This window comes from Photobacterium gaetbulicola (assembly GCF_003025515.1).
In the GTDB taxonomy this organism is placed as follows: domain Bacteria; phylum Pseudomonadota; class Gammaproteobacteria; order Enterobacterales; family Vibrionaceae; genus Photobacterium; species Photobacterium gaetbulicola.
The window spans coordinates 85,574-109,559 of sequence record NZ_PYME01000009.1 but is presented as its reverse complement, the minus strand read 5'-3'; the positions used below and the strand labels follow the sequence as shown (position 1 = coordinate 109,559).

At 51.3% G+C, this 23,986-nt stretch carries 18 protein-coding genes; 14 read left to right on the top strand and 4 right to left on the bottom strand.

What is annotated here, in order from left to right:
* Nucleotides 1-38 precede the first annotated feature (38 nt).
* The 9 genes from ribF (at nucleotide 39) to C9J03_RS10000 (ending at nucleotide 13,244) form a co-directional block, all read left to right on the top strand.
* Nucleotides 39-1,010 (top strand): bifunctional riboflavin kinase/FAD synthetase, encoded by a 972-nt coding sequence (gene ribF, locus C9J03_RS10040; RefSeq protein WP_044624187.1) that lies wholly within the window; start codon nucleotides 39-41, stop codon nucleotides 1,008-1,010.
* Nucleotides 1,007-3,838, top strand: a complete 2,832-nt coding sequence (gene ileS, locus C9J03_RS10035; RefSeq protein WP_044624186.1) for an isoleucine--tRNA ligase — start codon at nucleotides 1,007-1,009, stop codon at nucleotides 3,836-3,838. The genes ribF and ileS overlap by 4 nt, the downstream gene beginning before the upstream one ends.
* The gene (gene lspA, locus C9J03_RS10030; RefSeq protein ID WP_044624185.1) at nucleotides 3,838-4,374 is read left to right on the top strand and encodes a signal peptidase II; all 537 of its coding nucleotides are present in this window, start codon (nucleotides 3,838-3,840) and stop codon (nucleotides 4,372-4,374) included. Before ileS ends, lspA begins: the two co-directional genes overlap by 1 nt.
* A 97-nt stretch (nucleotides 4,375-4,471) precedes the next feature.
* A complete protein-coding gene (fkpB, locus tag C9J03_RS10025; RefSeq protein WP_044624184.1) occupies nucleotides 4,472-4,906 on the top strand; it encodes an FKBP-type peptidyl-prolyl cis-trans isomerase in 435 nt (144 codons plus the stop codon).
* 12 nt (nucleotides 4,907-4,918) lie between these two features.
* Nucleotides 4,919-5,860 carry a 4-hydroxy-3-methylbut-2-enyl diphosphate reductase gene (gene ispH, locus C9J03_RS10020; RefSeq protein ID WP_044624183.1) on the top strand — a complete coding sequence of 314 codons (942 nt, stop codon included), beginning with the start codon at nucleotides 4,919-4,921 and terminating at the stop codon, nucleotides 5,858-5,860.
* Between the two features lie 126 nt (nucleotides 5,861-5,986).
* Nucleotides 5,987-6,796 carry a 4-hydroxy-tetrahydrodipicolinate reductase gene (gene dapB / locus C9J03_RS10015; protein WP_044624182.1) on the top strand — a complete coding sequence of 270 codons (810 nt, stop codon included), beginning with the start codon at nucleotides 5,987-5,989 and terminating at the stop codon, nucleotides 6,794-6,796.
* Between the two features lie 620 nt (nucleotides 6,797-7,416).
* A complete protein-coding gene (carA, locus tag C9J03_RS10010) occupies nucleotides 7,417-8,556 on the top strand; it encodes a glutamine-hydrolyzing carbamoyl-phosphate synthase small subunit (protein ID WP_044624181.1) in 1,140 nt (379 codons plus the stop codon).
* A 17-nt stretch (nucleotides 8,557-8,573) separates the two neighbouring features.
* Nucleotides 8,574-11,798: a carbamoyl-phosphate synthase large subunit gene (carB, locus tag C9J03_RS10005; protein WP_044624180.1), complete on the top strand. Its 3,225-nt coding sequence runs from the start codon at nucleotides 8,574-8,576 to the stop codon at nucleotides 11,796-11,798.
* A 591-nt stretch (nucleotides 11,799-12,389) separates the two neighbouring features.
* Nucleotides 12,390-13,244, top strand: coding sequence for a magnesium transporter (locus C9J03_RS10000; protein ID WP_044624179.1), 855 nt, complete (start codon nucleotides 12,390-12,392; stop codon nucleotides 13,242-13,244).
* Between the two features lie 89 nt (nucleotides 13,245-13,333).
* On the opposite strand, the gene dacB is transcribed toward C9J03_RS10000, so the two are convergent.
* From dacB to C9J03_RS09985, 3 genes are all read right to left on the bottom strand, one after another.
* Nucleotides 13,334-14,824 carry a serine-type D-Ala-D-Ala carboxypeptidase gene (gene dacB / locus C9J03_RS09995; RefSeq protein ID WP_231580691.1) on the bottom strand — a complete coding sequence of 497 codons (1,491 nt, stop codon included), beginning with the start codon at nucleotides 14,822-14,824 and terminating at the stop codon, nucleotides 13,334-13,336.
* Nucleotides 14,825-15,028: 204 nt separating this feature from the next.
* Nucleotides 15,029-16,018 carry a porin gene (locus C9J03_RS09990; RefSeq protein WP_044624178.1) on the bottom strand — a complete coding sequence of 330 codons (990 nt, stop codon included), beginning with the start codon at nucleotides 16,016-16,018 and terminating at the stop codon, nucleotides 15,029-15,031.
* A 330-nt stretch (nucleotides 16,019-16,348) separates the two neighbouring features.
* A complete protein-coding gene (locus C9J03_RS09985) occupies nucleotides 16,349-17,329 on the bottom strand; it encodes a porin (RefSeq protein ID WP_044624177.1) in 981 nt (326 codons plus the stop codon).
* 524 nt (nucleotides 17,330-17,853) lie between these two features.
* On the opposite strand from C9J03_RS09985, the gene greA reads away from it, so the two are divergent.
* Entirely contained in the window at nucleotides 17,854-18,327 is a 474-nt protein-coding gene (gene greA, locus C9J03_RS09980) for a transcription elongation factor GreA (RefSeq protein WP_044624176.1), read from the top strand.
* Nucleotides 18,328-18,423: 96 nt separating this feature from the next.
* Here the strand turns inward: greA and yhbY are convergent, their stop codons facing one another.
* On the bottom strand, nucleotides 18,424-18,720 hold the full coding sequence (yhbY, locus tag C9J03_RS09975; protein WP_039469639.1) for a ribosome assembly RNA-binding protein YhbY: 297 nt from the start codon (nucleotides 18,718-18,720) through the stop codon (nucleotides 18,424-18,426).
* Nucleotides 18,721-18,858: 138 nt separating this feature from the next.
* On the opposite strand from yhbY, the gene rlmE reads away from it, so the two are divergent.
* The 4 genes from rlmE to glmM all read left to right on the top strand — a co-directional run bounded on the left by rlmE (nucleotide 18,859) and on the right by glmM (nucleotide 23,807).
* The gene (gene rlmE, locus C9J03_RS09970) at nucleotides 18,859-19,488 is read left to right on the top strand and encodes a 23S rRNA (uridine(2552)-2'-O)-methyltransferase RlmE (protein ID WP_039469641.1); all 630 of its coding nucleotides are present in this window, start codon (nucleotides 18,859-18,861) and stop codon (nucleotides 19,486-19,488) included.
* Nucleotides 19,489-19,537: 49 nt separating this feature from the next.
* Nucleotides 19,538-21,514 (top strand): ATP-dependent zinc metalloprotease FtsH, encoded by a 1,977-nt coding sequence (gene ftsH / locus C9J03_RS09965; protein WP_044624175.1) that lies wholly within the window; start codon nucleotides 19,538-19,540, stop codon nucleotides 21,512-21,514.
* A gap of 72 nt (nucleotides 21,515-21,586) precedes the next feature.
* Entirely contained in the window at nucleotides 21,587-22,426 is an 840-nt protein-coding gene (gene folP / locus C9J03_RS09960; protein WP_044624174.1) for a dihydropteroate synthase, read from the top strand.
* Nucleotides 22,427-22,469: 43 nt separating this feature from the next.
* Nucleotides 22,470-23,807 carry a phosphoglucosamine mutase gene (glmM, locus tag C9J03_RS09955; RefSeq protein ID WP_044624173.1) on the top strand — a complete coding sequence of 446 codons (1,338 nt, stop codon included), beginning with the start codon at nucleotides 22,470-22,472 and terminating at the stop codon, nucleotides 23,805-23,807.
* Nucleotides 23,808-23,986 lie beyond the last annotated feature (179 nt).

Genomic DNA, 23,986 nt, shown 5'->3' with positions numbered 1-23,986 from the left:
TCCGTCAGTTTTTCACTCTGCGAAAATGAACTTGACGCATGGAATTGATCCGAGGAATACATAATATCCAGCCAAAGCACCGCGGTTGTGTGCTGACGATTGGTAATTTTGATGGTGTTCACCTAGGTCACCAGGCAGTGCTACGCAATGTCATGGCCAAGGCGAAGGCGCTCGGCTGTCCGGCGACAGTGATGAGCTTTGAACCCCAACCTCAGGAGCTGTTTGCCGGAGACCAGGCACCCGCTCGGTTAACGCGTTTTCGAGACAAATACTTACGCTTGAAAGAGCAAGGTTTGGATCGTTTCCTGTGCGTCACCTTCAATCGCCATTTCGCCAATTTGTCGGCACAAGATTTTGTCCGCCGCTTGTTGGTTGAGCAATTGGGTGTTAAGTTTCTGGTAGTTGGTGACGACTTTCGCTTCGGCAAAGGCCGCAGCGGGGATTTCGCCATGTTACAAGCTGCCGGTAAAGAATATGGTTTTACTGTGGTGAGTACCCAGAGTTTCTGTGTCTCCGCGCAGCGTGTCAGCAGTACGGCAATCCGTCAGGCTTTGGCTGAGGATCAGCTCGAGCTGGCTGAGTCCATGCTGGGGCGTCCGTTCAGTATCAGCGGTCGCGTCTCCCATGGGCGAAAACTAGGGCGGACGATCGGGTTTCCGACAGCCAATGTCCCACTAAAACGCCGGGTCTCTCCGGTTTCTGGCGTTTATGCCGTCGACGTCTACGGCGTGGCCGATACTCCGCTTACCGGGGTGGCCAATGTCGGCCGTCGGCCGACGGTAAATGGTGTACGCCGTCAATTGGAAGTACACCTGTTTGATTTCCAGTCTGATCTCTACGGAGCTAAGATTGACGTCGTGCTGCGCCACAAGCTGCGCGACGAGATAAAATTTGAATCATTTGATGCGTTAAAAGCACAAATCGAGCGTGATGCGCAGTCAGCACGGGTGTGGCTGGCTGAGCGTAATAATGTCCAACTTCGCCCAAGTAACGGAATCGAGAATCAATGAGCGACTATAAAGATACCCTGAACCTGCCTGAAACAGGGTTTCCGATGCGAGGCAACCTAGCTCAGCGTGAGCCTGCAATGCTTAAGCGTTGGTACGATGAAGATCTTTACGGTGAAATTCGTAAAGCCAAGAAGGGTAAGAAATCCTTCGTACTGCACGATGGCCCTCCATATGCCAACGGTGATATTCACATTGGTCACGCGCTAAACAAGATTCTTAAAGACATTATTATTAAGTCAAAGACTCTGTCAGGCTTTGATGCGCCATACATTCCTGGCTGGGATTGTCACGGCCTTCCTATCGAGTTGATGGTAGAGAAGAAAGTGGGCAAGCCGGGCCAGAAGGTTACTGCTGCGGAATTCCGCGAAAAGTGCCGCACTTACGCAGCCGGTCAAGTTGAAGGCCAGAAAGAAAGCTTCATGCGTCTGGGTGTGCTGGGTCAGTGGGACAAGCCTTACCGCACGATGGATTTTGGCACTGAAGCCAACATCATCCGCTCGCTGGGCAAGATTGCCGACCAGGGTCACCTGCTAAAAGGCTTCAAGCCTGTTCACTGGTGTACAGACTGTGGCTCTGCACTGGCTGAAGCCGAAGTAGAATACAAAGACAAAGTGTCTCCTTCTATCGATGTTCGCTTTAAAGCGGCTGACGAAGCTGCAACTGTAGCGAAGTTCCAGTGTGCTGACGGCCACACCGGCGAAGGCGATATCTCTATTGTTATCTGGACCACAACACCTTGGACATTGCCTGCCAACCGTGCGGTTGCAGTACGTGATGACTTGGAATACGTGCTTATCCAGGTTGAAGGTGAGAAGAAAGAGCGTTTGATCGTTGCCTCTGAGCTGGCGAAAGATGTTCTGGACCGTGCTGGTATCGAGCATTTCCACAACCTTGGCTTCTGTAAAGGTGCCGATCTGGAATTGGTACGTTTCAACCACCCATTCTACAGCTTCGAGGTACCAGTGATCCTGGGCGATCACGTAACGACTGAATCAGGTACGGGTTGTGTACACACTGCACCGGGCCACGGCCAGGAAGACTTCGCTGTCGGCCAGAAGTACGGCCTTGAAGTGGCTAACCCAGTAGGTAGCAATGGTGTTTACCTACCGGATACCGAGCTATTTGCCGGTCAGCACGTATTCAAAGCCAACGATGCGGTTGTTGAAACATTGAAAGAGCACGGTGCGTTGCTTCACCACCATGCTTACGAGCACAGCTACCCACATTGCTGGCGCCACAAGACGCCAATCATCTTCCGTGCTACGCCGCAGTGGTTCGTGTCGATGGACCAGGCAGGCCTTCGTGCTAAAGCGCTGGAAGAAATCAAAGCGGTTGAGTGGATGCCTGAGTGGGGCCAGAGCCGTATCGAAGGTATGGTTGAAGGTCGCCCTGAGTGGTGTATCTCTCGTCAGCGTACTTGGGGTGTGCCAATTGCCCTGTTTGTTCACAAAGAAACGCAAGATCTTCACCCGAACAGCGCTGAGCTGATCGAGAAGGTGGCACAGCTTGTTGAGCAGAAAGGTATCCAGGCATGGTGGGATCTTGACCCTGCAGAAATCATGGGTGAAGAAGATGCCGCCAAGTACGAAAAAGTACTGGATACTCTAGATGTATGGTTCGACTCGGGTGTAACTCACTTCTCTGTGGTTGATAGCCGCGAAGAGTACAACGGCAATAGCGCCGATCTATACCTAGAAGGTTCTGACCAGCACCGTGGTTGGTTCCAGTCTTCACTGATCTCTTCAGTGGCGATGAAAGGCGAAGCACCTTACAAGCAAGTGCTGACTCACGGTTTCGTGGTTGATGGTCAGGGTCGCAAGATGTCCAAGTCTGTCGGTAACGTTGTGGCACCGAAAGATGTGACCAACAAACTGGGTGCTGACATCCTGCGCCTATGGGTTGCATCGACTGACTACACCGGCGAAGTTGCAGTATCTGACGAGATCCTTAAGCGCTCTGCTGATGCTTACCGCCGTATCCGTAACACCTCTCGCTTCTTCCTGGCGAACCTAAGCGGTTTCAACCCTGAAACTGACCTAGTTGCACCAGAAGAGATGGTTGCACTGGATCGCTGGGCTGTTGGCCGTGCGATGGCCGCACAGGAAGAAATCATCAAGGCGTACGATGAGTACAACCTGCACGCGGTAACTCAGCGTCTGATGCAGTTCTGTTCGGTTGAAATGGGCTCATTCTACCTGGATGTGATCAAAGACCGTCAGTACACTGCCAAGCGTGGTGGTCATGCCCAGCGTAGCTGCCAGACCGCACTATACTACATCGTAGAAGCTCTGGTCCGCTGGATGGCACCTATCATGTCGTTCACTGCTGATGAGATCTGGAACGAGATGCCAGGCCAGCGCGATAAGTTCGTGTTCACTGGTGAGTGGTTCGAAGGTCTGTTCGGCCTAGCGGAAGGCGAAGAGCTAAGCAACGAATTCTGGGCTGAAATCCAGACCGTACGTGGCGCGGTGAACAAACTGCTTGAGGGCGCGCGTAAGGACAAAGTGATCGGTGGTGCGCTGCAGGCGGAAGTGACCCTTCATGCCTCTGAAGCACTGGCTGCTAAGCTGAACAAGCTGGAAGATGAACTGCGCTTTGTTCTGCTAACCTCTAAAGCAGAAGTCGTTGTTGCAGACAGCAAGCCAGAAGGTGCGCAGGAGACTGACGTTGAAGGTTTGTTTGTGACTGTAGCAGCTTCTGAAGCGGCGAAGTGTGACCGTTGTTGGCACCACGTTGCCGATGTTGGCACAATCGAAGGTCACGAAGAAGTGTGTGGCCGCTGTGTCAGCAATGTCGAAGGTGAAGGTGAAGAGCGTAAGTTTGCCTAATGAGTAAGTTATCGTCTGAAAACGGACTATCGCTGAAGCAATCTGGGGTTCGCTGGCTATGGCTAGCGGCTCTGGTGTTCATTGTTGATATTGGCAGCAAGCTGCTAGTCATGAATACGATGGAGTACGGTTGGCCAAACCGTATTGAACTGCTGCCATTCTTTAATTTGCTTTACGTCCACAATACCGGGGCGGCTTTTAGCTTTTTGAGTGATGCTGGCGGTTGGCAGCGTTGGCTGTTTGCAGCGATAGCTCTTGGGGTCTGCTCCATGCTGGTGTTCTGGATGCGCAAGCTGCCGGCGACCCAAAAACTGGCCAATGTTTCCTATGCCCTGATCATTGGCGGGGCATTGGGCAACTTGTTTGACCGTCTGTACCACGGCTTTGTGGTCGACTTCCTTGATTTTTATGTTGGGAGCTACCATTGGCCGGCCTTTAATATTGCCGACATGGGCATATGTATCGGTGCCGGTCTGATTATCCTTGATGGCTTCTTGTCTGATAAGGACAAGAAGAAGCAAGCGGTTAAGCACTAAATCGGCCTAAGGCTCAAATATCCCTAAGCGCCGTCCGTTGATACGGGCGGCGCTTTGTTGTTAAATGGGCGGGTATAATTAGAGAGAAGGATCCTACATGTCGGTCATTACGGAAAGCAGTGAAGTACTCATGCACTTTGCCATCAAACTTGAAGATGGCTCTGTGGCAGATTCAACCCAGGCGATGGGCAAACCGGCAAAATTCAACATGGGCGATGGCAGCCTGACAGACAATTTCGAAAAATGTCTGCTGGGCTTGGCACAAGGGCAGAAGAGCAGCTTCGACCTTGAGCCGGAAGATGCGTTTGGCTTGCCAAACCCAGATAACATCCACCATGTTGACCGTACCAAATTTGGTACCGATGCCCCGGCCGAGGTCGGCAATATTATCGCCTTTGCCGGTCCTGACGGCAGCGATATTCCGGGCATCATTACAGAAGTTCTCGGTGACTCTGTGACCGTTGATTTCAATCACCCGCTTGCAGGGCAGCGTGTGACTTTCGAAGTTGAAGTCGTTGCCATTGAAAACTAAGAGCAGTTAGCAATGAAAATCTTACTCGCGAACCCTCGGGGTTTCTGTGCCGGTGTCGACCGAGCCATCAGTATTGTTGAGCGTGCGCTGGAAATGTACCAGCCACCGATTTACGTCCGCCATGAAGTGGTCCACAACCGTTTTGTGGTCGAGGGATTGAAACAGCGCGGTGCCATTTTTGTCGAAGAACTGCATGAAGTGCCGGACGACAATATTGTGATTTTCTCGGCTCACGGGGTGTCGCAGGCGGTACGCAGCGAAGCCAAGGCCCGTCAGTTGACGGTATTCGATGCGACCTGCCCGCTGGTGACCAAGGTCCATATGGAAGTGGCGCGTGCCAGTCGCCGCAATATGGAAGTGGTACTGATCGGCCATGCCGGCCATCCTGAGGTGGAAGGTACCATGGGGCAGTACTCGAGCGAGACGGGTGGGATGTATCTGGTTGAGAAGCCCGAAGATGTCGAGGCTTTGAGCGTGAAAGATCCAAGCAACCTGCACTACGTCAGCCAGACCACCTTGTCGGTCGACGAGACGGCTGATGTGATCAACAAGCTGCGCGAAGTTTTTCCCGAGATCCAGGGGCCGCGCAAGGACGATATCTGCTATGCGACCCAAAATCGTCAGGATGCGGTACGCGAAATGTCTACCGATGTTGATGTAATGATCGTGGTCGGCTCGAAGAATTCATCAAACTCCAACCGCCTGCGTGAACTGGCCGAGAAGCTGGGTACGCCGGGCTACCTGACCGATTGCCCTGAAGATGTTGATCAGATGTGGTTCGAAGGGAAAACGAAAATCGGTGTTACCGCCGGTGCATCGGCACCGGAAGAGCTGGTGAACCAGATCATTGCGCGCATCCAGTCGCTGACGGATGCCAGTGTCGATGAGCTGACCGGCCGCGAAGAGAATATGTTCTTCGAAGTGCCGCGTGAATTGCAGGTCAAGAACGTCTAGTAACAGGCGATTAAAGCTCTGTTTACTGTATTTATCAGCCCCGGCCTCTGCTGGGGCTTTTTTTATCTTTCTCAACAGGCTACATTGGAGAGTATAGAGAACATAGAACCAGGGAGATGAAGCGCAATGGTAAGAATTGCGATTGCTGGCTCGGCAGGACGTATGGGCCGCCAGTTACTGAAAGCGACACACTTGTCCGAGCAGGCAGTGTTAGGTGCGGCGACCGAGCGTCCTGAGTCGACACTGATTGGTGCTGATGCCGGTGAGCTGGCAGGGATTGGTCCGGTGTCGGTGATTATTGTCGAGGATTTGGTCAAAGCCGTTGATGACTTTGACGTACTGATCGACTTTACTGCACCGGCTGCAACGTTGGCTAACCTGGCTTTCTGCCAGCAGCATGGCAAGAAAATCGTCATAGGTACCACGGGATTTAGCGATGATGAGCGTGGCCAAATCGATCAGGCTGCTAAGTCTGTCCCTGTTGTGATGGCCCCGAACTACAGTGTCGGTGTCAACCTGGTGTTCAAATTACTGGAGAAAGCCGCCAAGGTGATGGGTGATTACTGTGATATCGAAGTGATCGAAGCCCACCACCGCCACAAGGTGGATGCGCCGTCCGGAACCGCTATCGGTATGGGGGAAGCAATCGCCGGGGCGATGGGCAACAAGCTGAGCGATGTCGCTGTCTATGCTCGCGAAGGGATCACCGGTGAGCGCAGCCGCGATGAGATCGGTTTTGCGACCATCCGTGCCGGCGACATTGTGGGTGAGCATACCGCCATGTTTGCCGATATCGGTGAGCGAGTGGAAATCACTCACAAGGCGACCGATCGTATGACCTTTGCCAGCGGTGCTGTCCGCGCGGCAGCATGGCTAAATAGCAAGCCGGCGGGCTTCTATACCATGCACGATGTGCTAGGGCTCGATGAGCTGTAATGGATGTTAATAAACCGGCCAATTGGCCGGTTTTTTTATAGCTGTCCACTGTACGGGATAAATGCGAATGACCGAAAACGCGACAAAATAGGGGAAAAAGCCATATTCCTTCAGAGGATTTTTCTGGTTGTTAGATGTGGCGATATGCTTAGTGAGTGCATAATCAGCCATTTTGCTGCTGGTCGCTGGTTGTGTTGTTAGCTATTCGACGAATTGGCGGTATTTTCTTGCTTTTAGTGTTTGTTTTGCTGGTTTTGTTGTTGTTTTTTGCTGACTTGCCTGAAAGGTGTAGCTAACTTGGGTTGTTGGCAGGCTAAATTGAGAGTTTTTTGTTTTTGTTTTTTACTGAAATCAGGCAAACGATAAACTGGATCGCGGTAGAAAAAAGAACCGTAAAAAGGTGGAGTTTTCTTTGGGTTTTGCCCGTCTTTGCTGGTTTTGGTGGTAGGGTGGCTAAAAAATAAATTTATTTTTCGTGATCTGTTGACAGATTTCGATACCGTCTCTAGAATGCGCGCAATTTGTCAAAAATCAGCTTGACTCGCGTTTTGACTTTGTATGGAATGGGTAATTGCAACTTTATCTGTTTTAACTGCATTTTTATTTTATTGGAGGTTGTCTTGAGCAAATCAGCGCTGTTAGTCCTGGAAGATGGGACAGTGTTCCGCGGCGTGTCCATTGGGGCAGATGGTTCGGCCGTTGGTGAAGTTGTTTTTAATACCTCGATGACGGGGTATCAGGAAATTCTCACCGACCCTTCTTATTCTCAGCAGATTGTTACTCTTACTTATCCTCATATTGGCAATACCGGAACGAATTCCGAAGACGAAGAATCCTCCTCAATCCACGCCCAAGGCCTGGTCATTCGCGACCTCCCTCTTATCGCTTCTAACTTCCGTAATCAGCAGTCCCTTTCTGATTACTTGAAATCCCAGAACATCGTTGGCATCGCCGACATCGATACCCGTAAGCTGACTCGCCTACTGCGCGAGAAAGGTGCGCAGAACGGTTGCATCGTAGCGGGTAACAACCTGGACGAAGCGCTAGCACTGGCGAAGGCGAAAGAGTTCCCTGGCCTGAAAGGCATGGATCTGGCTAAAGAGGTGACCACCTCTGAAGCTTACCCGTGGAAACAAGGTTCATGGACGCTGGAAGGCGGCCTACCAGAAGCCAAAGATGACAGCGAGCTGCCATACCACGTAGTGGCTTACGACTTCGGTGCTAAGCGCAATATCCTGCGTATGCTGGTTGACCGTGGCTGTCGTCTGACTGTTGTTCCTGCCCAGACTTCAGCTGAAGAAGTACTGGCTCTGAACCCAGATGGTGTCTTCCTGTCAAACGGCCCTGGCGACCCAGAGCCATGTACTTATGCGATTGAAGCTACAAAAGTGTTCCTTGAAAAAGGCCTACCAATTTTCGGTATCTGCCTTGGCCACCAGATCCTTGCTTTGGCCTCAGGTGCACAAACGGTGAAAATGAAATTTGGTCACCACGGTGCCAACCACCCGGTTAAAGATCTTGACCGTGATGTGGTGATGATCACCTCACAGAACCACGGCTTTGCCGCTGATGAAGCAACGCTGCCTGAAAACCTTCGTGCGACCCACAAGTCACTGTTCGACGGCTCACTACAGGGGATCCATCGTACTGATAAGCCGGCCTTCAGCTTCCAGGGCCACCCTGAAGCAAGCCCAGGCCCGCACGATGCAGCGCCACTATTTGATCACTTCATCGACCTAATTAAGCAGCACAGCGCCTAAGCCGGAGTAATTAAGCAATGCCAAAACGTACTGATATTCAAAGTGTTCTAATCCTAGGTGCTGGCCCGATCGTTATCGGCCAGGCATGTGAGTTTGACTACTCGGGTGCCCAGGCGTGTAAAGCCCTACGTGAAGAAGGCTACCGAGTTATCCTGGTTAACTCGAACCCAGCGACCATCATGACTGACCCAGAGATGGCCGATGCAACTTACATCGAGCCTATCCACTGGGAAGTGGTGCGCAAAATCATCGAAAAAGAGCGCCCGGATGCGGTACTTCCGACAATGGGTGGCCAGACAGCGCTAAACTGTGCGCTTGATCTTGAGAAGCACGGCGTACTGGAAGAGTTCGGCGTTGAAATGATTGGTGCAACAGCTGATGCTATCGACAAAGCGGAAGACCGCTCTCGCTTCGATGCGGCGATGAAATCAATCGGCCTTGAGTGTCCACGCGCGGATACTGCGAAAACCATGGAAGAGGCTTACAAAGTCCTCGATATGGTTGGCTTCCCATGTATCATCCGTCCTTCATTTACGATGGGTGGTACTGGTGGTGGTATCGCTTATAACAAAGAAGAGTTCGAAGAAATCTGTCGCCGTGGTCTGGATCTGTCGCCAACCAACGAGCTGCTTATCGACGAATCTCTGATTGGTTGGAAAGAGTACGAGATGGAAGTGGTTCGTGATAAGAACGACAACTGCATCATCGTATGTTCAATCGAAAACTTCGATGCCATGGGCATCCACACTGGTGACTCAATCACGGTTGCACCAGCACAGACCCTAACGGATAAAGAATACCAGCTGATGCGTAACGCATCGCTAGCGGTACTGCGTGAAATCGGTGTTGAAACCGGTGGTTCAAACGTACAGTTTGGTATTAACCCGAAAGATGGCCGCATGGTTATCATCGAGATGAACCCGCGTGTATCTCGCTCTTCGGCGCTGGCGTCTAAAGCAACAGGTTTCCCAATCGCGAAAGTGGCGGCGAAACTGGCTATCGGCTTTACCCTTGATGAGCTGATGAACGACATCACAGGTGGCGCAACACCAGCTTCGTTCGAACCAACTATCGACTACGTTGTTACCAAAATCCCTCGCTTTAACTTCGAGAAATTTGCGGGCGCAAACGACCGTCTGACAACTCAGATGAAGTCGGTGGGTGAAGTAATGGCTATCGGCCGTAACCAGCAAGAATCGCTGCAAAAAGCACTTCGCGGTCTGGAAGTGGGCGCGAACGGCTTCGACGAAATGGTTGACCTAGATGCACCTGATGCTCTGACGACTATCCGTCACGAGCTAAAAGATGCGGGTGCCGAGCGTATCTGGTACATCGCTGACGCATTCCGTGCAGGCCTATCGGTAGACGGCGTCTTCAACCTAACGAACATCGACCGCTGGTTCCTGGTTCAAATCGAAGAGCTAGTGAAGCTGGAGAACGAAGTGAAAGAAGGCGGTTTTGCTGGCCTTAACGCTGATGTTCTTCGCAAGCTGAAGCGCAAGGGATTTGCTGATGCGCGCCTCGCTAAGCTATTAGGTGTTGCTGAGACTGAAATCCGCAAGCTGCGTGACCAGTACGATATCCACCCGGTATACAAGCGTGTCGATACCTGTGCGGCTGAGTTCTCTTCTGATACCGCTTACATGTACTCATCGTACGATGAAGAGTGTGAAGCGCAGCCGACAGACAAAGACAAGATCATGGTATTGGGCGGTGGCCCGAACCGTATCGGTCAGGGTATCGAATTCGACTACTGCTGTGTTCACGCCTCACTAGCACTGCGCGAAGACGGTTACGAGACCATCATGGTTAACTGTAACCCAGAGACGGTATCGACCGACTACGATACGTCAGACCGCCTATACTTCGAGCCGGTAACACTGGAAGACGTACTGTCTATTGTTCGTGTTGAGAAGCCAAAAGGCGTTATCGTTCAGTACGGTGGCCAGACGCCACTTAAACTAGCACGTGCACTGGAAGCGGCTGGCGTGCCAATCATCGGTACTAGCCCAGATGCTATCGACCGTGCCGAAGACCGTGAGCGTTTCCAGGCAGCCGTTGAGCGCCTAGGCTTGCTACAGCCAGAAAACGCAACCGTAACGACAATGGAGCAAGCGGTTGAGAAGTCAAAAGAAATCGGCTTCCCACTAGTTGTTCGCCCATCTTACGTACTGGGTGGCCGTGCGATGGAAATCGTTTACGACGAAGCTGACCTGCGTCGTTACTTCAACGAAGCGGTAAGCGTGTCTAACGAGTCGCCGGTTCTGCTTGACCGTTTCCTAGACGATGCAACAGAAGTTGATATCGATGCCATCTGTGACGGCGAGCGCGTGGTTATCGGCGGTATCATGGAGCACATCGAGCAAGCCGGTGTTCACTCAGGTGACTCAGCATGTTCACTGCCTGCTTACACCCTAAGCCAGGAAATTCAGGATGTGATGCGCCAGCAAGTTGAGAAGCTGGCCTTCGAACTTGGTGTACGCGGCCTGATGAACACCCAATTTGCGGTGAAGGACAACGAAGTTTACCTTATCGAGGTGAACCCACGTGCTGCGCGTACGGTACCGTTCGTATCGAAAGCAACGGGTGCACCACTGGCGAAAATCGCTGCACGAGTCATGGCAGGCCAGTCTCTAGAGTCGCAAGGCTTTACCAAAGAGATCATTCCACCATATTACTCAGTGAAAGAAGTGGTACTGCCATTCAACAAGTTCCCAGGTGTTGACCCACTGCTAGGCCCAGAAATGCGCTCTACGGGTGAGGTAATGGGTGTTGGTGACACGTTCGCTGAAGCGTTTGCCAAAGCTGAACTAGGCTGTGGTAAAGAGAAGCAAGCCAAAGGCCGTGCACTACTGTCTGTTCGCGGTAACGACAAGCAGCGTGTGGTTGACCTGGCTTCCAAGCTGGTTAAGCAAGGCTACGAGTTGGATGCTACCCACGGTACTGCGGTTGTACTCGGTGAAGCGGGCATCAACCCTCGTCTAGTCAACAAGGTACACGAAGGTCGTCCTCACATTCTTGACCGCATCAAGAACAACGAGTACTCGTACATTGTCAACACAGCGGAAGGTCGTCAGGCTATCGAAGACTCGAAAGTCCTACGTCGCGGCGCATTGGCTGAGAAGGTGAACTACACCACTACGCTAAACGCAGCGTTCGCAACCTGCATGGCTTGGGCTGCTGATGACCGTAACAAGGTGACTTCAGTACAAGAGCTACACGCTCGTATCAATGACGCATAATAACTGATGCTTAATCACTGTTTTCGCTAGCGCAAAATAGTACCAAAACGGCCTGTGAATACAGGCCGTTTTTTTATATCTTCTAATGAAATGGTAAGGGATTTGGCAAAGCGAAATCCACCTTAGTGTCATGGTATTGAAGAACTGTGACGCCATTAATAATTTGTGTCAATTGTGGTTGAAAATCTCCTTGAAACTGCAACTGAAGTGCGTACAATTAGCCGCGTCGCATAAGCGATACTTATTTTTTGGAGATTTAGATGAACGATACCGACCATCCCCCGAGTATGAAGGTGGAAAATCAAACCTGCTAACGGCGTCGGTCTCCTATGATTCCGAACTGTCCCCAGGTTCGGAATAGTCTGTTCTATCTCATCTGTTGATGACCCTTTTCAAACATACTTTTCCTCGGTTTTCCCAAGCCATTATCTCAATATAGAATCTCGCCAATGTGTGGTGAATGACAGGCTCTTTGCTGTCTGTGAATCAACTAATAACAAGTTTTTTGCAGATAGGAAGTGGCACATTCATGCCGTGGTATGGCGTATTCTGGTGGTCGTTGCCGTGACCTAGCTAATCGGGAGATTCGCCATGACGGTAATGAACTATGCAGCAGATGCTGCACTGGTAAATGAAGAGCTGGCTCAGAACGATGTTCTGGCCGCACGTAACGCTTTTATGAAATATGACATTGATGAGCAGGCCAAACTATTGGTCAAAATGCCTATTTCAGAAGCGATTGCGATTTTGAGTGAAATGCCATTACGCCATGTGCAGACCCTGTTGGATCTGCTGGATGAAATGGACGAAGAAGTATGCATGCGCCATTTGGCGAACGGCCTTGGTCTGATCTGCTCGGAAGCAGAGCCTGCCGGCCACTACCTGCAAAACAGTGTGTTTAGCCATGTGCGCGAGCGTATTGGCTGGATTGTCGGTTTGGCACTATTGGGCATTGTTTCTGGCCTGATCATTTCGCACTACGAAGATACCCTGAGCCAGTTGGTATTGCTGGCGGTATACATGCCGGTGATTGCGGCGGCAGGTGGTAACACCGGTTCGCAGGCGGCGACGCTGGTGGTACGTGCGCTGGCAATGGAAGAAATACGGTGCCGGGACTGGGCCAAGGTGCTGTGGAAGGAATTCCGAGTTGCACTGATGATTGCCGGCGTACTTGCCGTTGTGATCATGGGCCGGGTGATGATGTTTAGCGATGGCTCGTCGCTGCCAATCGGTATGGAGCTGATGGATATCGCCATGGCCATCGGTGTGGCTATCTCGCTGCAGGTCGTTTTGTCGACAACCGTTGGTGGTGTACTGCCAATGATTGCCCGGGCGGCCAAGCTTGACCCGGCAGTACTGGTCAGCCCGGTATTGGCTTCGGTGGTGGATATCACTGGTATGATCATTTACTTCAAGACGGTCAATGCGTTCCTAGGCCTTGCCTAGAATATTAAGCAAAACAAGATTGTATTGAAAAAGCGAGTGGTGATGAGCCACTCGCTTTTTTGTTTGTTGCTAGTCAGTACCCAGACGTATCAATACTGCTGGTATAAGTCTTTATAGAGAGTACGTTCGAAGACTTCGATAGGTGGGGCAATAGCGGGTAGGCTGTCATCTCGCTCCGGCGGGAAGTAGTTACTTACCATCTGGACAAATAGCAGGGTTTGGCCTGACTGGGCCTTGATAAGGCCAGCCAAGTTGTAGGTGCCGTATAGCGATCCGCTCTTGGCGTGGATCCTTCCTTGCAGCGGCTTGTGGCGGAGACTCTGGCGGTAGCGCAAGGTACCGCTCTGGCCGCTGACGGGCAGGGTAGCGAGCAGGTTCAGCGTGTCGTCGTGGTTGTAGAGGTAAGTGATCACTTCCATCATTTGGCTCGCTGTCATGCGGTTATTGCGAGAGAGGCCTGAGCCATCGACGATGACTGCCCGATCCAAATCAATATCGGCCTTGTCTTTCAAAATAGCCTTGATTGCTTTGCTGGCGTTGGCAAAACTGCCTGGTTGCTGGAAGTATTTAGCGCCAATGGTCTTGGCGATGTTGTCCGCATACAGGTTGTCGGAGTCTTTGACCATGGTGTCGAGCAGCTCGTGCAGCGGGGCAGAGTGATGGCGTGCGATCACCTTGCCTTTGGCCGAGTCATCACGCTTGATCTCGCCTTGCAGTTTGATACCCAGTCGTTTTAGCTCGGCCTTTATCACATTGCTGATGTAGGCTTGGGTGTCCTGCACGGCGAAATTGAGCGGCAACGGTTTGTCACGCTTAATCAGGCAACCACTCAGGTGGTAATGATTGCTGCCCTTGTCTTTCAGCTCTAGATCGCAATGGTTGGCTTTCTGGTGCTCTTTGGTGGTAACGCGCGCACTGGTCGTAACGGTCAGTGGCTGGTGGCTGGGAATGTTGACCCGAGTCGTTTCTCCGACGGCTTGGTTGCTGTAAAGCGCCCCCTGCACGCAGTTATGCTCGAGGCTTAGGCTGCTCGACGGCGCGCTGTAACACACCCCGAGAATATCCCACGGCCAGCCGGGGGCCTGCTCGTAACCGCTGAACTGGCTGCCGTCGAGCAGCAGATCGCCTGTAATGGTGGAGCCAGTGTGTGCCTTTAGTTTGCTAAGGAGCAAAGCGAGTTGTTGACGTGATAAAGCCGGGTCGCCGCTGAATCGCAGCACGATATCGTCCTCTAGCTGCTCAAGCTGGGTAGTAAAGCGGTAGTCCTTGCCAAGGTATAACTGGGCCGCCAGTGCCGTCACCATTTTCTGGGTACTTGCTGGCGGCTGGAACTGTTCTTCCCGTTGTGAATACAGGATACTCCCGGTCTTGGCATCTGCGATGACGAGTGCAGTGTCATGGCCGTAGGGAAGCGCTTTGAAATTGGGCTGGAAAGCGCTGAGCGCAGCTGGGGTTGTTGGTTGCTCGGTATTAGTCTTGCTCGGTGTTGCGGTTTGTTGGGCCATTGCTTGGGCTGTAGCCATGTGGGAAAACAACGACAGGCTGGCTGAGAGAAATAAAAGACGAAACGGCAGACGCATTGGTGGCCTTCTGTTGAATATTGGGGTAAGTACATCACTGTCCCCATGATAAACAATATCAGGCAGATAAACAGTCAGAGAACGGTAAGCTTGCTGTGGCTGGGGATATTGAAGCAGTGATAACCGGTGCCAGATATGAAAAAACACCAGCCACAGGGCCGGTGTTTAGAAAAGGCGGTGTTAGAGCTCTATATCCAAGCAGGATTAGAAGTCGTAACGTGCACCCAGAACGAACTCGTCAGACGTACCCGCGCGAGTACGGTCGCCGGCCTGGTCTAGGTTGTTGAACTTGTAAGACGCGTAAGTACGGAAGTTCTTGTTGAAGTAATGTGTGGCATCAAGGGCAATGGAGTCAGTCAGATCTGCTGCCTTACCTGATGCGTTACGATCTTCTAGGTAGTTGTAGGTTGCGGTAAATACCGTGTTGTTGAGCGTATAGGCCGCCGCAAATTCGTAACCACGGGTTTCGCTGGCTAGGTTGCCAAAGACGTTGTCAGATGCATTACGTGCATCTTGGTATAGGCCGGCAATGTAGAAGTCACCGTGGGTGTAGGAGATAGCACCGAATGCCTGCTTCGCCGTACGGTTGGTATTTGTGCCAAGCTCTTGCTCACCGTAGCCCGCACCGAAGGCTAGACCCATGTCCAATGCGTAGATTGCGCCGAACGAGTAGCCGTCCTCTTCAGAGCCATTGTCGAACACGTAGTTCGCTTTAACCGTTAGGTTGTCACCCATGATGTCGAAAGAGCCAACGTAGGCTAGGTTGTTACCCGTACGGTCAGCTGCTGCGATTTTACCGCCCGCTTCGTTACCGTGGTAAGACATGATATCGGTGAAGTCGGTGATCATGCCCAGAGAGCCGTCTGTCTTACCGTAGCGAACCTGGCCGAAGTCACCACCGATACCTGCGTTCAGGTGGCGGTTGTTGACTGCATTACCGTCCGTGTATTCGCCTTCCCAGAAGCCAAGTGCATATACCGTGTCAGTGATGTCTGTCTTACCGGCAACGTTGACACGCACGCGTGTGGCATCGTTGACTTTGGTATCGCCGGCATCATTGTCGGCCATCACGGCGCGAGCTTCGAAACGGCCACCTACTGCGAGGCTGGACGTTGCATCAGAGTAGACTTCAGCAGCATTGACCGAAGTGATAGAAGCGGCAGAAACGGCCAGCGCAATCAGGGTTTTGTTCATTGTCGAATCCTTTATAAATATTGTTCATGCAAAGTGATGTTTTTGCATGTCATTCTTTTTACTTGTCTTTTTTGTTTTGGGCAGTAAAAAAAACTGAAAAATGATGTTTTTTGGGTTGTGTCCAAATGTATTTTGGTAGCCGTTTTGCTACCAGTACGGTTCGAACCCTATTGTTCGCTCTGGGGCGGAGCAAAGTGGGATGGATGCCAGGGGGAGGCTAGCGAGGTGAGTGATTGGCGACGAGAGTAGCAGGGGTGAAATAAAGAAAAACACTGGCCCGAAGACCAGTGTTTAGAAAAGGCGGTGTTAGATTTCTATATCCAATCAGGATTAGAAGTCGTAACGTGCACCTAGAACGAACTCGTCAGAAGCTGCTGCTTTACCAACATCTTTAGAGTCTAGGTTGTTGAACTTGTAAGACGCGTAAGTGCGGAAGTTCTTGTTGAAGTAGTGAGTCGCGTCGATTGCGATAGAGTCTGCAAGATCAACGCTGTTGTCTTTGTCTTCTAGGTAGTTGTAAGTTGCAACGAATACAGTCTTGCCGTATGTGTATGCTGCAGCAAATTCGTAACCTTGTGCTTTGTCAGCTTGGAAGTTACGAGTGTCTTGGTATAGACCTGCTACGTAGAAGTCGCCGTAAGTGTACGAGATAGCACCGAATGCCTGCTTACCAGTTGCGTCAGCACCAGACTCTTTCTCGTAGCCGTCTTGCTCGCCGTAACCTGCACCGAACGCTAGACCCATGTCCATAGCGTAGATTGCACCAACAGAGTAACCGTCTTCACGGCTATCTTTGTTGCTGTCGCCTTCGAATACGTAGTTAGCTTTAACAGTCAGGTTGTTGCCGCCTAGGTCGAAAGAACCCACGTATGCTAGGTTGTTGCCAGTACGGTCAGCAGCAGAAATTTTACCACCAGCTTCGTTACCGTGGTAAGACATGATATCAGTGAAGTCAGTGATCATGCCTAGAGAGCCGTCAGTCTTACCGTAACGGATTTGACCGAAATCACCGCCGATACCAGCGTTTAGGTGACGGTTGTTTACTTCGCTACCGTCAGTGTATTCGCCTTCCCAGAAACCTAGCGCGTATACTGAGTCAGTGATGTCTGTTTTACCAGCAACATTGATACGTACACGAGTCTTGTCATTAACTTTGCTGTCGCCAGCATCGTTGTCCTGCATTACTGCACGCGCTTCAAAACGACCGCCTACTGCTAGGCTTGAAGTTTCGTCAGAGTAAACTTCTGCTGCGTTTGCTACAGAAGAGATAGATGCTGCTGCTACTGCTAGAGCAATCAGTTTCTTGTTCATTGTCGAATCCTTTTGGAATTTTTTGTTGTATGCATATCTGTGCTAAATGCATGCTGTTCTTTTTACTGGTGTCTGGCGCGATCTGTTAGTAAAAAAAACTGAAAAATACTTTAAATGACTGGCTCTGGTGTGGGTTTTGTGTTTTTTGTCTATATGTATCAGGTGTTTACCGGTGTAGGGAAAAGTTCGGCGATAAAGGCGTTTTTTAGCTATTTTTAGGCGTTGCCGCTTGCATTTTTAGCTGGGGTATTTTGTATAAATACGTGTTTTTGTGATCTTTGGCGCATAATTTTTAAGCGCTATGCGTTAAGCGAATTGATTATGAAATTTTTATGATTTGCAGGCGTGAGGGTAGCGCCTGTAACCTAAGTTATGCCGCTGAATGAACAAGGGTGATCTCTTCGGCATCTTTGTTTAGAATGAAGTGTTCCCATTAGTAATCGCTTTGTTCGACCAAACTGTCGGACAGGCTTTGTTTTGCCTTTTATAGCTGTGGCTATACGGGCGTTGAGGTAATAAGAGTTATGGATAAGATCCCAATGACGGTTCGCGGCGAGAAGCTGCTACGTGAAGAACTGGATGTACTAATGAAGCGTCGCCCAATCATTTCACAGGCCATTGGTGAAGCGCGTGAACTGGGTGATCTCAAAGAGAATGCCGAGTACCACGCAGCCCGTGAAGAGCAGGGTATCTGCGAAGCGCAGATCCGTGATATCGAATACAAGCTATCAGTAGCACAGGTTATCGACGTCACCAAGATGCAGAATACTGGCAAAGTGATTTTCGGTACCACAGTGACTTTGATCGATGTGAACACGGATGAGGAAGTCACTTACCAGATCGTGGGTGATGACGAGGCGGACATCAAAGCGGGCCGTATTTCAGTGAATTCTCCGATTGCCCGTGGCCTAATCGGTAAAATGCAGGATGACGAAGTGACGATCACCACACCGGGCGGTGCGCGTGAGTTCGAAATTGCGGAAGTCGCTTACATTTAATCACATAAAATTGTTATTAAATGTATCTGTAAAGGTTGGATCATGGCATTCCGTGCCATGATACAGACATAAAAAAGGCCGCAGCGGCGGCCTTTTTTATTTGCGCGGAAGTTCGATCTTACGCTCTTCGCTCTGGCGGTATAGGACCAGTGTCTTACCGATCACCTGGACTTTTTCTGCCTTGGTTTCGCGAACAATTGCGTCAACGATCAAAACCTTGGTCTCGCGCTCTTCAGCAGCCACTTTAACCTTGATAAGCTCGTGGTGGTCAAGTGCCAGTTCAATCTCGGCAATCACGGCTTCAGTCAGGCCATTTGCGCCCATTAGGACAACTGGCTTTAGGTTGTGGGCAAGACCCTTGAGGTATTGCTTCTGCTTGGTGCTTAGATTCATGTCGGCTCTATTATTAATTTAGGGTTGAAAACCGCGTATTCTAACGCCATATAGTCTAGATGACTAATTTGTTTAGTATACGCCATTTGTGGTGTTGCTGAGTATACTTGATAAGTACCCAAACTCATTAGGTAAATCATGAGTAAGAAAAAACATTCGGGCAGCTCTGGCCGATGGCTGAAAGAACATTTTGACGACAAGTATGTTCTAGAAGCGCAAAAAAAGGGCTACCGTTCCCGCGCGATTTTCAAAATCGAAGAAATCCAAAACAAAGACAAGCTCCTGAAACCCGGTATGACGGTGGTTGACTTGGGGGCGGCTCCTGGTGGGTGGTCTCAGTATGCTGCTGAGGTTGTTGGCGACGAGGGGCAGGTGATTGCCTGTGATATCTTGCCAATGGACTCACTGCCTGGCGTGAGCTTCCTGCAGGGGGATTTCCGTGAGGAAGCGGTATTGGATGCACTGCTAGAGCGTATTCAGCCGGACATGGTTGATGTTGTTTTGTCGGACATGGCACCGAACATGAGCGGCAACTTGGCTTCAGATCAGCCTAGAGCTATGTATCTTGTTGAACTAGCATTAGATATGTGTAGGCAGGTACTTGCGCCTAATGGCAGCTTTGCGGTAAAAGTTTTCCAAGGGGAAGGCTTTGATCAATATCTGGCAGAAGTGCGTAGCATGTTCAAAGTGGTCAAAATCCGTAAGCCGGATTCGTCACGAGATCGTTCTCGTGAGGTATATATTGTAGCTACAGGTTACAAACTGTAGTACCCTAAATTCATCTATTAGTTATCGCGGGGTTAACACCTTGAGTGACATGGCAAAAAACTTGATTTTGTGGTTGGTCATCGCTGTGGTTCTGATGTCTGTATTCCAGAGCTTCGGTCCCGGTGATAGTGCTGGCCGTCAAGTCGACTATACAACCTTTGTCCGTGAAATCGGTCAGGATCAGATAAGGGAAGTGCGATTCAATGATCGTGAGATTACCGTATTCAAACGTGATAACACGCGATACGTCACTTATCTGCCTGTCGTTAACGACCAAAAGCTGTTAGACGATCTGATTAACGCTAACGTAAAGGTCATGGGTACTCCGCCTGAGGAGCCAAGCCTACTGGCCTCAATCTTTATCTCCTGGTTCCCGATGCTATTGCTCATCGGTGTCTGGATCTTCTTCATGCGCCAAATGCAGGGCGGCGGTGGCAAAGGTGCCATGTCGTTCGGTAAATCTAAGGCCCGCATGATGAGCGAAGACCAGATCAAAACCACCTTCAATGACGTTGCCGGGTGTGACGAGGCGAAGGAAGATGTGAAAGAGCTGGTGGATTACCTGCGTGATCCGAGCCGTTTCCAGAAACTGGGCGGTAAGATCCCAACCGGTGTGTTGATGGTCGGTCCTCCAGGTACGGGTAAAACCTTGCTGGCGAAAGCCATTGCTGGTGAAGCGAAAGTTCCGTTCTTTACGATCTCTGGTTCTGATTTCGTGGAAATGTTCGTCGGTGTGGGTGCATCCCGTGTCCGTGACATGTTCGAGCAGGCCAAGAAAGCCGCGCCTTGTATCATCTTTATCGATGAGATCGATGCCGTCGGTCGCCAGCGTGGTGCCGGTGTGGGTGGTGGCCACGATGAGCGTGAGCAGACCTTGAACCAGATGCTGGTTGAGATGGATGGTTTCGAGGGTAACGAAGGTATCATCGTTATCGCCGCGACCAACCGTCCTGACGTACTGGACCCTGCGCTATTGCGTCCTGGTCGTTTCGACCGCCAGGTAGTGGTTGGCTTGCCAGACGTACGTGGCCGTGAGCAAATCCTGAAAGTGCACATGCGCAAAGTACCGCTAGACGGTGATGTGAAGCCTGAGCTTATCGCACGTGGTACCCCAGGCTTCTCGGGTGCGGATCTGGCGAACCTGGTTAACGAAGCTGCTCTGTTTGCTGCTCGCGGCAACAAGCGCACCGTCTCTATGGTGGAGTTCGAACTGGCCAAAGATAAGATCATGATGGGTGCCGAGCGCAAGTCGATGGTAATGACCGATGAGCAGAAAGAGTCGACGGCTTATCACGAAGCGGGCCATGCCATCATTGGTCGCTTGGTGCCGGATCACGATCCTGTGTATAAGGTCTCTATCATTCCGCGCGGTCGCGCATTGGGTGTGACTATGTACTTGCCAGAGCAAGACCGTGTCAGCCACTCGCGTGAGTTCTTGGAGTCAATGATTTCAAGTCTGTACGGCGGTCGTTTGGCGGAAGAGCTGATCTACGGTGTGAACAAGGTCTCGACCGGTGCTTCGAATGATATCGAGCGTGCGACAGATATTGCCCGCAAGATGGTAACCCAGTGGGGTTTCTCTGAGAAATTGGGTCCATTGCTGTATGCGGAAGACGAAGGCGAGGTATTCCTTGGCCGTTCGGTGACGCAGAGCAAGCATATGTCTGACGACACAGCGAAGCTTATCGATAACGAAGTTCGCGCTATCATCGACCGCAACTACGAGCGTGCCCGTGAAATCCTTGAGCAGAATATGGATATCATGCACGCGATGAAAGATGCGCTGATGAAGTACGAGACCATCGATGCTGGCCAGATTGACGACTTGATGGAACGCAAGACTGAAATCCGTGCACCGAAAGGCTGGGGTGACGAAAAAGATACCCTGAAAGCGGGCGATGCTGCTCCAGAGCAGCAGAGCGAGCAACAGGAAGCTCCTGCTGAACCAAAAGCAGAAACGCAGCCTGAGCAAGCGCCTGAAGCACAGCCAGTGCAGAACAAAGAAGATGATAAGCCACAGGCTTAATCATTAATCGATAAGCAAAAACCCCGGCCTAGGTTCGGGGTTTTTTTATATAAAAGACCCAGGAGCGGTAATTTGATCCTCAAGAGCAAAACCAAGACGCTAGATCTTTCCCGTCCCCATACCATGGGGATCTTGAATGTCACCCCTGATTCTTTTTCCGATGGTGGTCGCTTTAACCAGCTGGATGCCGCCTTGCGTCATGCCGAGGAGATGTTGTCAGCGGGCACGTCTATTTTGGATATCGGTGGTGAATCTACCCGTCCCGGGGCGGCTGAGGTATCTCTCGAGCAGGAGCTTGATCGGGTGGTGCCGGTGATTGAAGCCTTGCGCCAGCGCTTTGATTGTTGGATATCGATTGATACTAGCAAGGCCGCGGTAATGCGTGAGGCCGTTGCGGCTGGGGCGGATTTGATCAACGATGTCCGAGCTTTGCAGGAGCCGGGGGCTCTGCAGGTGGCGGCGGATGCCGGGGTGCCGATTTGTATAATGCATATGCAAGGGCAACCACGTACAATGCAGCACCAGCCGACATATCAAGATGTCATTGCTGATGTCGGCGACTTCTTGGCTGAAAGAATTCATGCCTGCGAGCAGGTGGGGATCGCCCGGGAGCAGCTGCTGCTCGATCCCGGCTATGGGTTCGGCAAAACCCTCGAGCACAACTACCAATTGCTGGCTCACCTTGATGAGTTCCACCGCTTTGGCCTTCCCTTGTTGGTTGGGATGTCGAGAAAGTCGATGGTATTCAAATTATTAGATAAACAACCGGCCGATTGCCTGGCTGGTAGCCTTGCCTGCGCCGCTATCGCTGCCATGAAAGGAGCTCAGATCATCCGGGTCCACGATGCGAAAGAGACGGTTGATGTGCTGAAAGTGTGCGAAATGACCTTGTCCCAGTACCGGGATAAATAACGTCAGGTAAGGTTGAATTTAGATTGATTGCTAGGAGCAGAAAATGGCAGAACGTAAGTACTTTGGTACCGACGGCATTCGTGGTTTGGTAGGTAAAGGCCCAATCACCCCGGATTTTGTATTGAAACTGGGCTGGGCTGCGGGGCGAGTATTGTCGCAACAGGGCACCAAGAAAGTGATCATTGGTAAAGATACCCGTATTTCTGGCTACATGCTGGAGTCGGCGTTGGAAGCAGGTTTGGCCGCTGCTGGCTTGCAGGCCGCATTCACCGGCCCGATGCCAACACCGGCAGTAGCGTACCTTACCCGTACTTTCCGCGCTGAAGCCGGTATCGTGATTTCGGCATCGCACAACCCGTATTATGACAATGGCATTAAGTTCTTCTCGTCGGAAGGGACCAAGCTACCGGATGAGGTTGAGCTGGCGATTGAAGCTGAACTGGACAAGCCTTTGACATGTGTCGAGTCGGCCATGCTGGGCAAGGCCTACCGTATCAATGATGCCGCCGGTCGTTACATTGAGTTTTGTAAGGGTACATTTCCGAGCCAGTATGACTTGGCAGGTTATAGAATCGTTGTCGACTGTGCCCATGGTGCGACCTACCACATTGCGCCTAGCGTATTTAAAGAGCTGGGTGCTGAGGTGATCACCATTGGCTGCGAGCCGAACGGCACCAATATCAACGACAAGGTCGGTGCGACCGATGTGGCGGCGCTGCAGGCGAAGGTACTGGAAGAGAAAGCCCATTTCGGTATTGCGCTGGACGGTGACGGCGATCGGGTGATCATGGTCGACGAAGAGGGCAACAAGGTCGATGGCGACCAAATTGCCTATATTATTGCTCGTGATGCGCTGCGTCGCGGCGAGCTAAAAGGCGGTGTGGTCGGTACCCTGATGACCAACCTGGGAATGGAAAATGCCCTGAAGAACCTGGGGATCCCGTTTGTCCGTGCCAAGGTCGGTGACCGCTATGTGATGGAAGAGCTGAAGAAGCACGATTGGCTTATCGGTGCCGAGAATTCAGGCCACGTTATCCTGCTTGATAAAGTCACCACCGGTGACGGCATTGTGGCCGGCCTGCAGGTCATGGCCTCGATCGTGGGTAGCAAGATGTCACTCAAGGAGCTGGCAGATGGCATGACGATGTACCCGCAAGTACTGGAGAATGTTCGTTTTGCTGGTGATTCCAACCCTCTGGAATCAGAGGCTGTTTTGTCAGCAGCGGCTGCCGTTGAGGCTAAACTAGGTGATAAGGGGCGCGTATTGTTGCGTAAATCCGGCACTGAGCCGCTGATCCGCGTAATGGTTGAAGGTGAAGATGCAGAACTGGTCAAGAAATCGGCCCTGCACATTGCCGAGGCAGTGAAACAAAGCTGCTAAGTGTGCGCTAAATTCGACTAACTGGTGTCGGTTTTGCCTAAAACTTCGACAAGTGATTCAAGAAACAGAGTTTTCGAAGAAATTTTACTTGTCAGTGAAGATAGCTTTCGCTAGTATTCATCCCGCTCCTAGTGGAAGGGGTGCGCTGGCACTGCTAAAGCAAAGCCGGCACAACAATT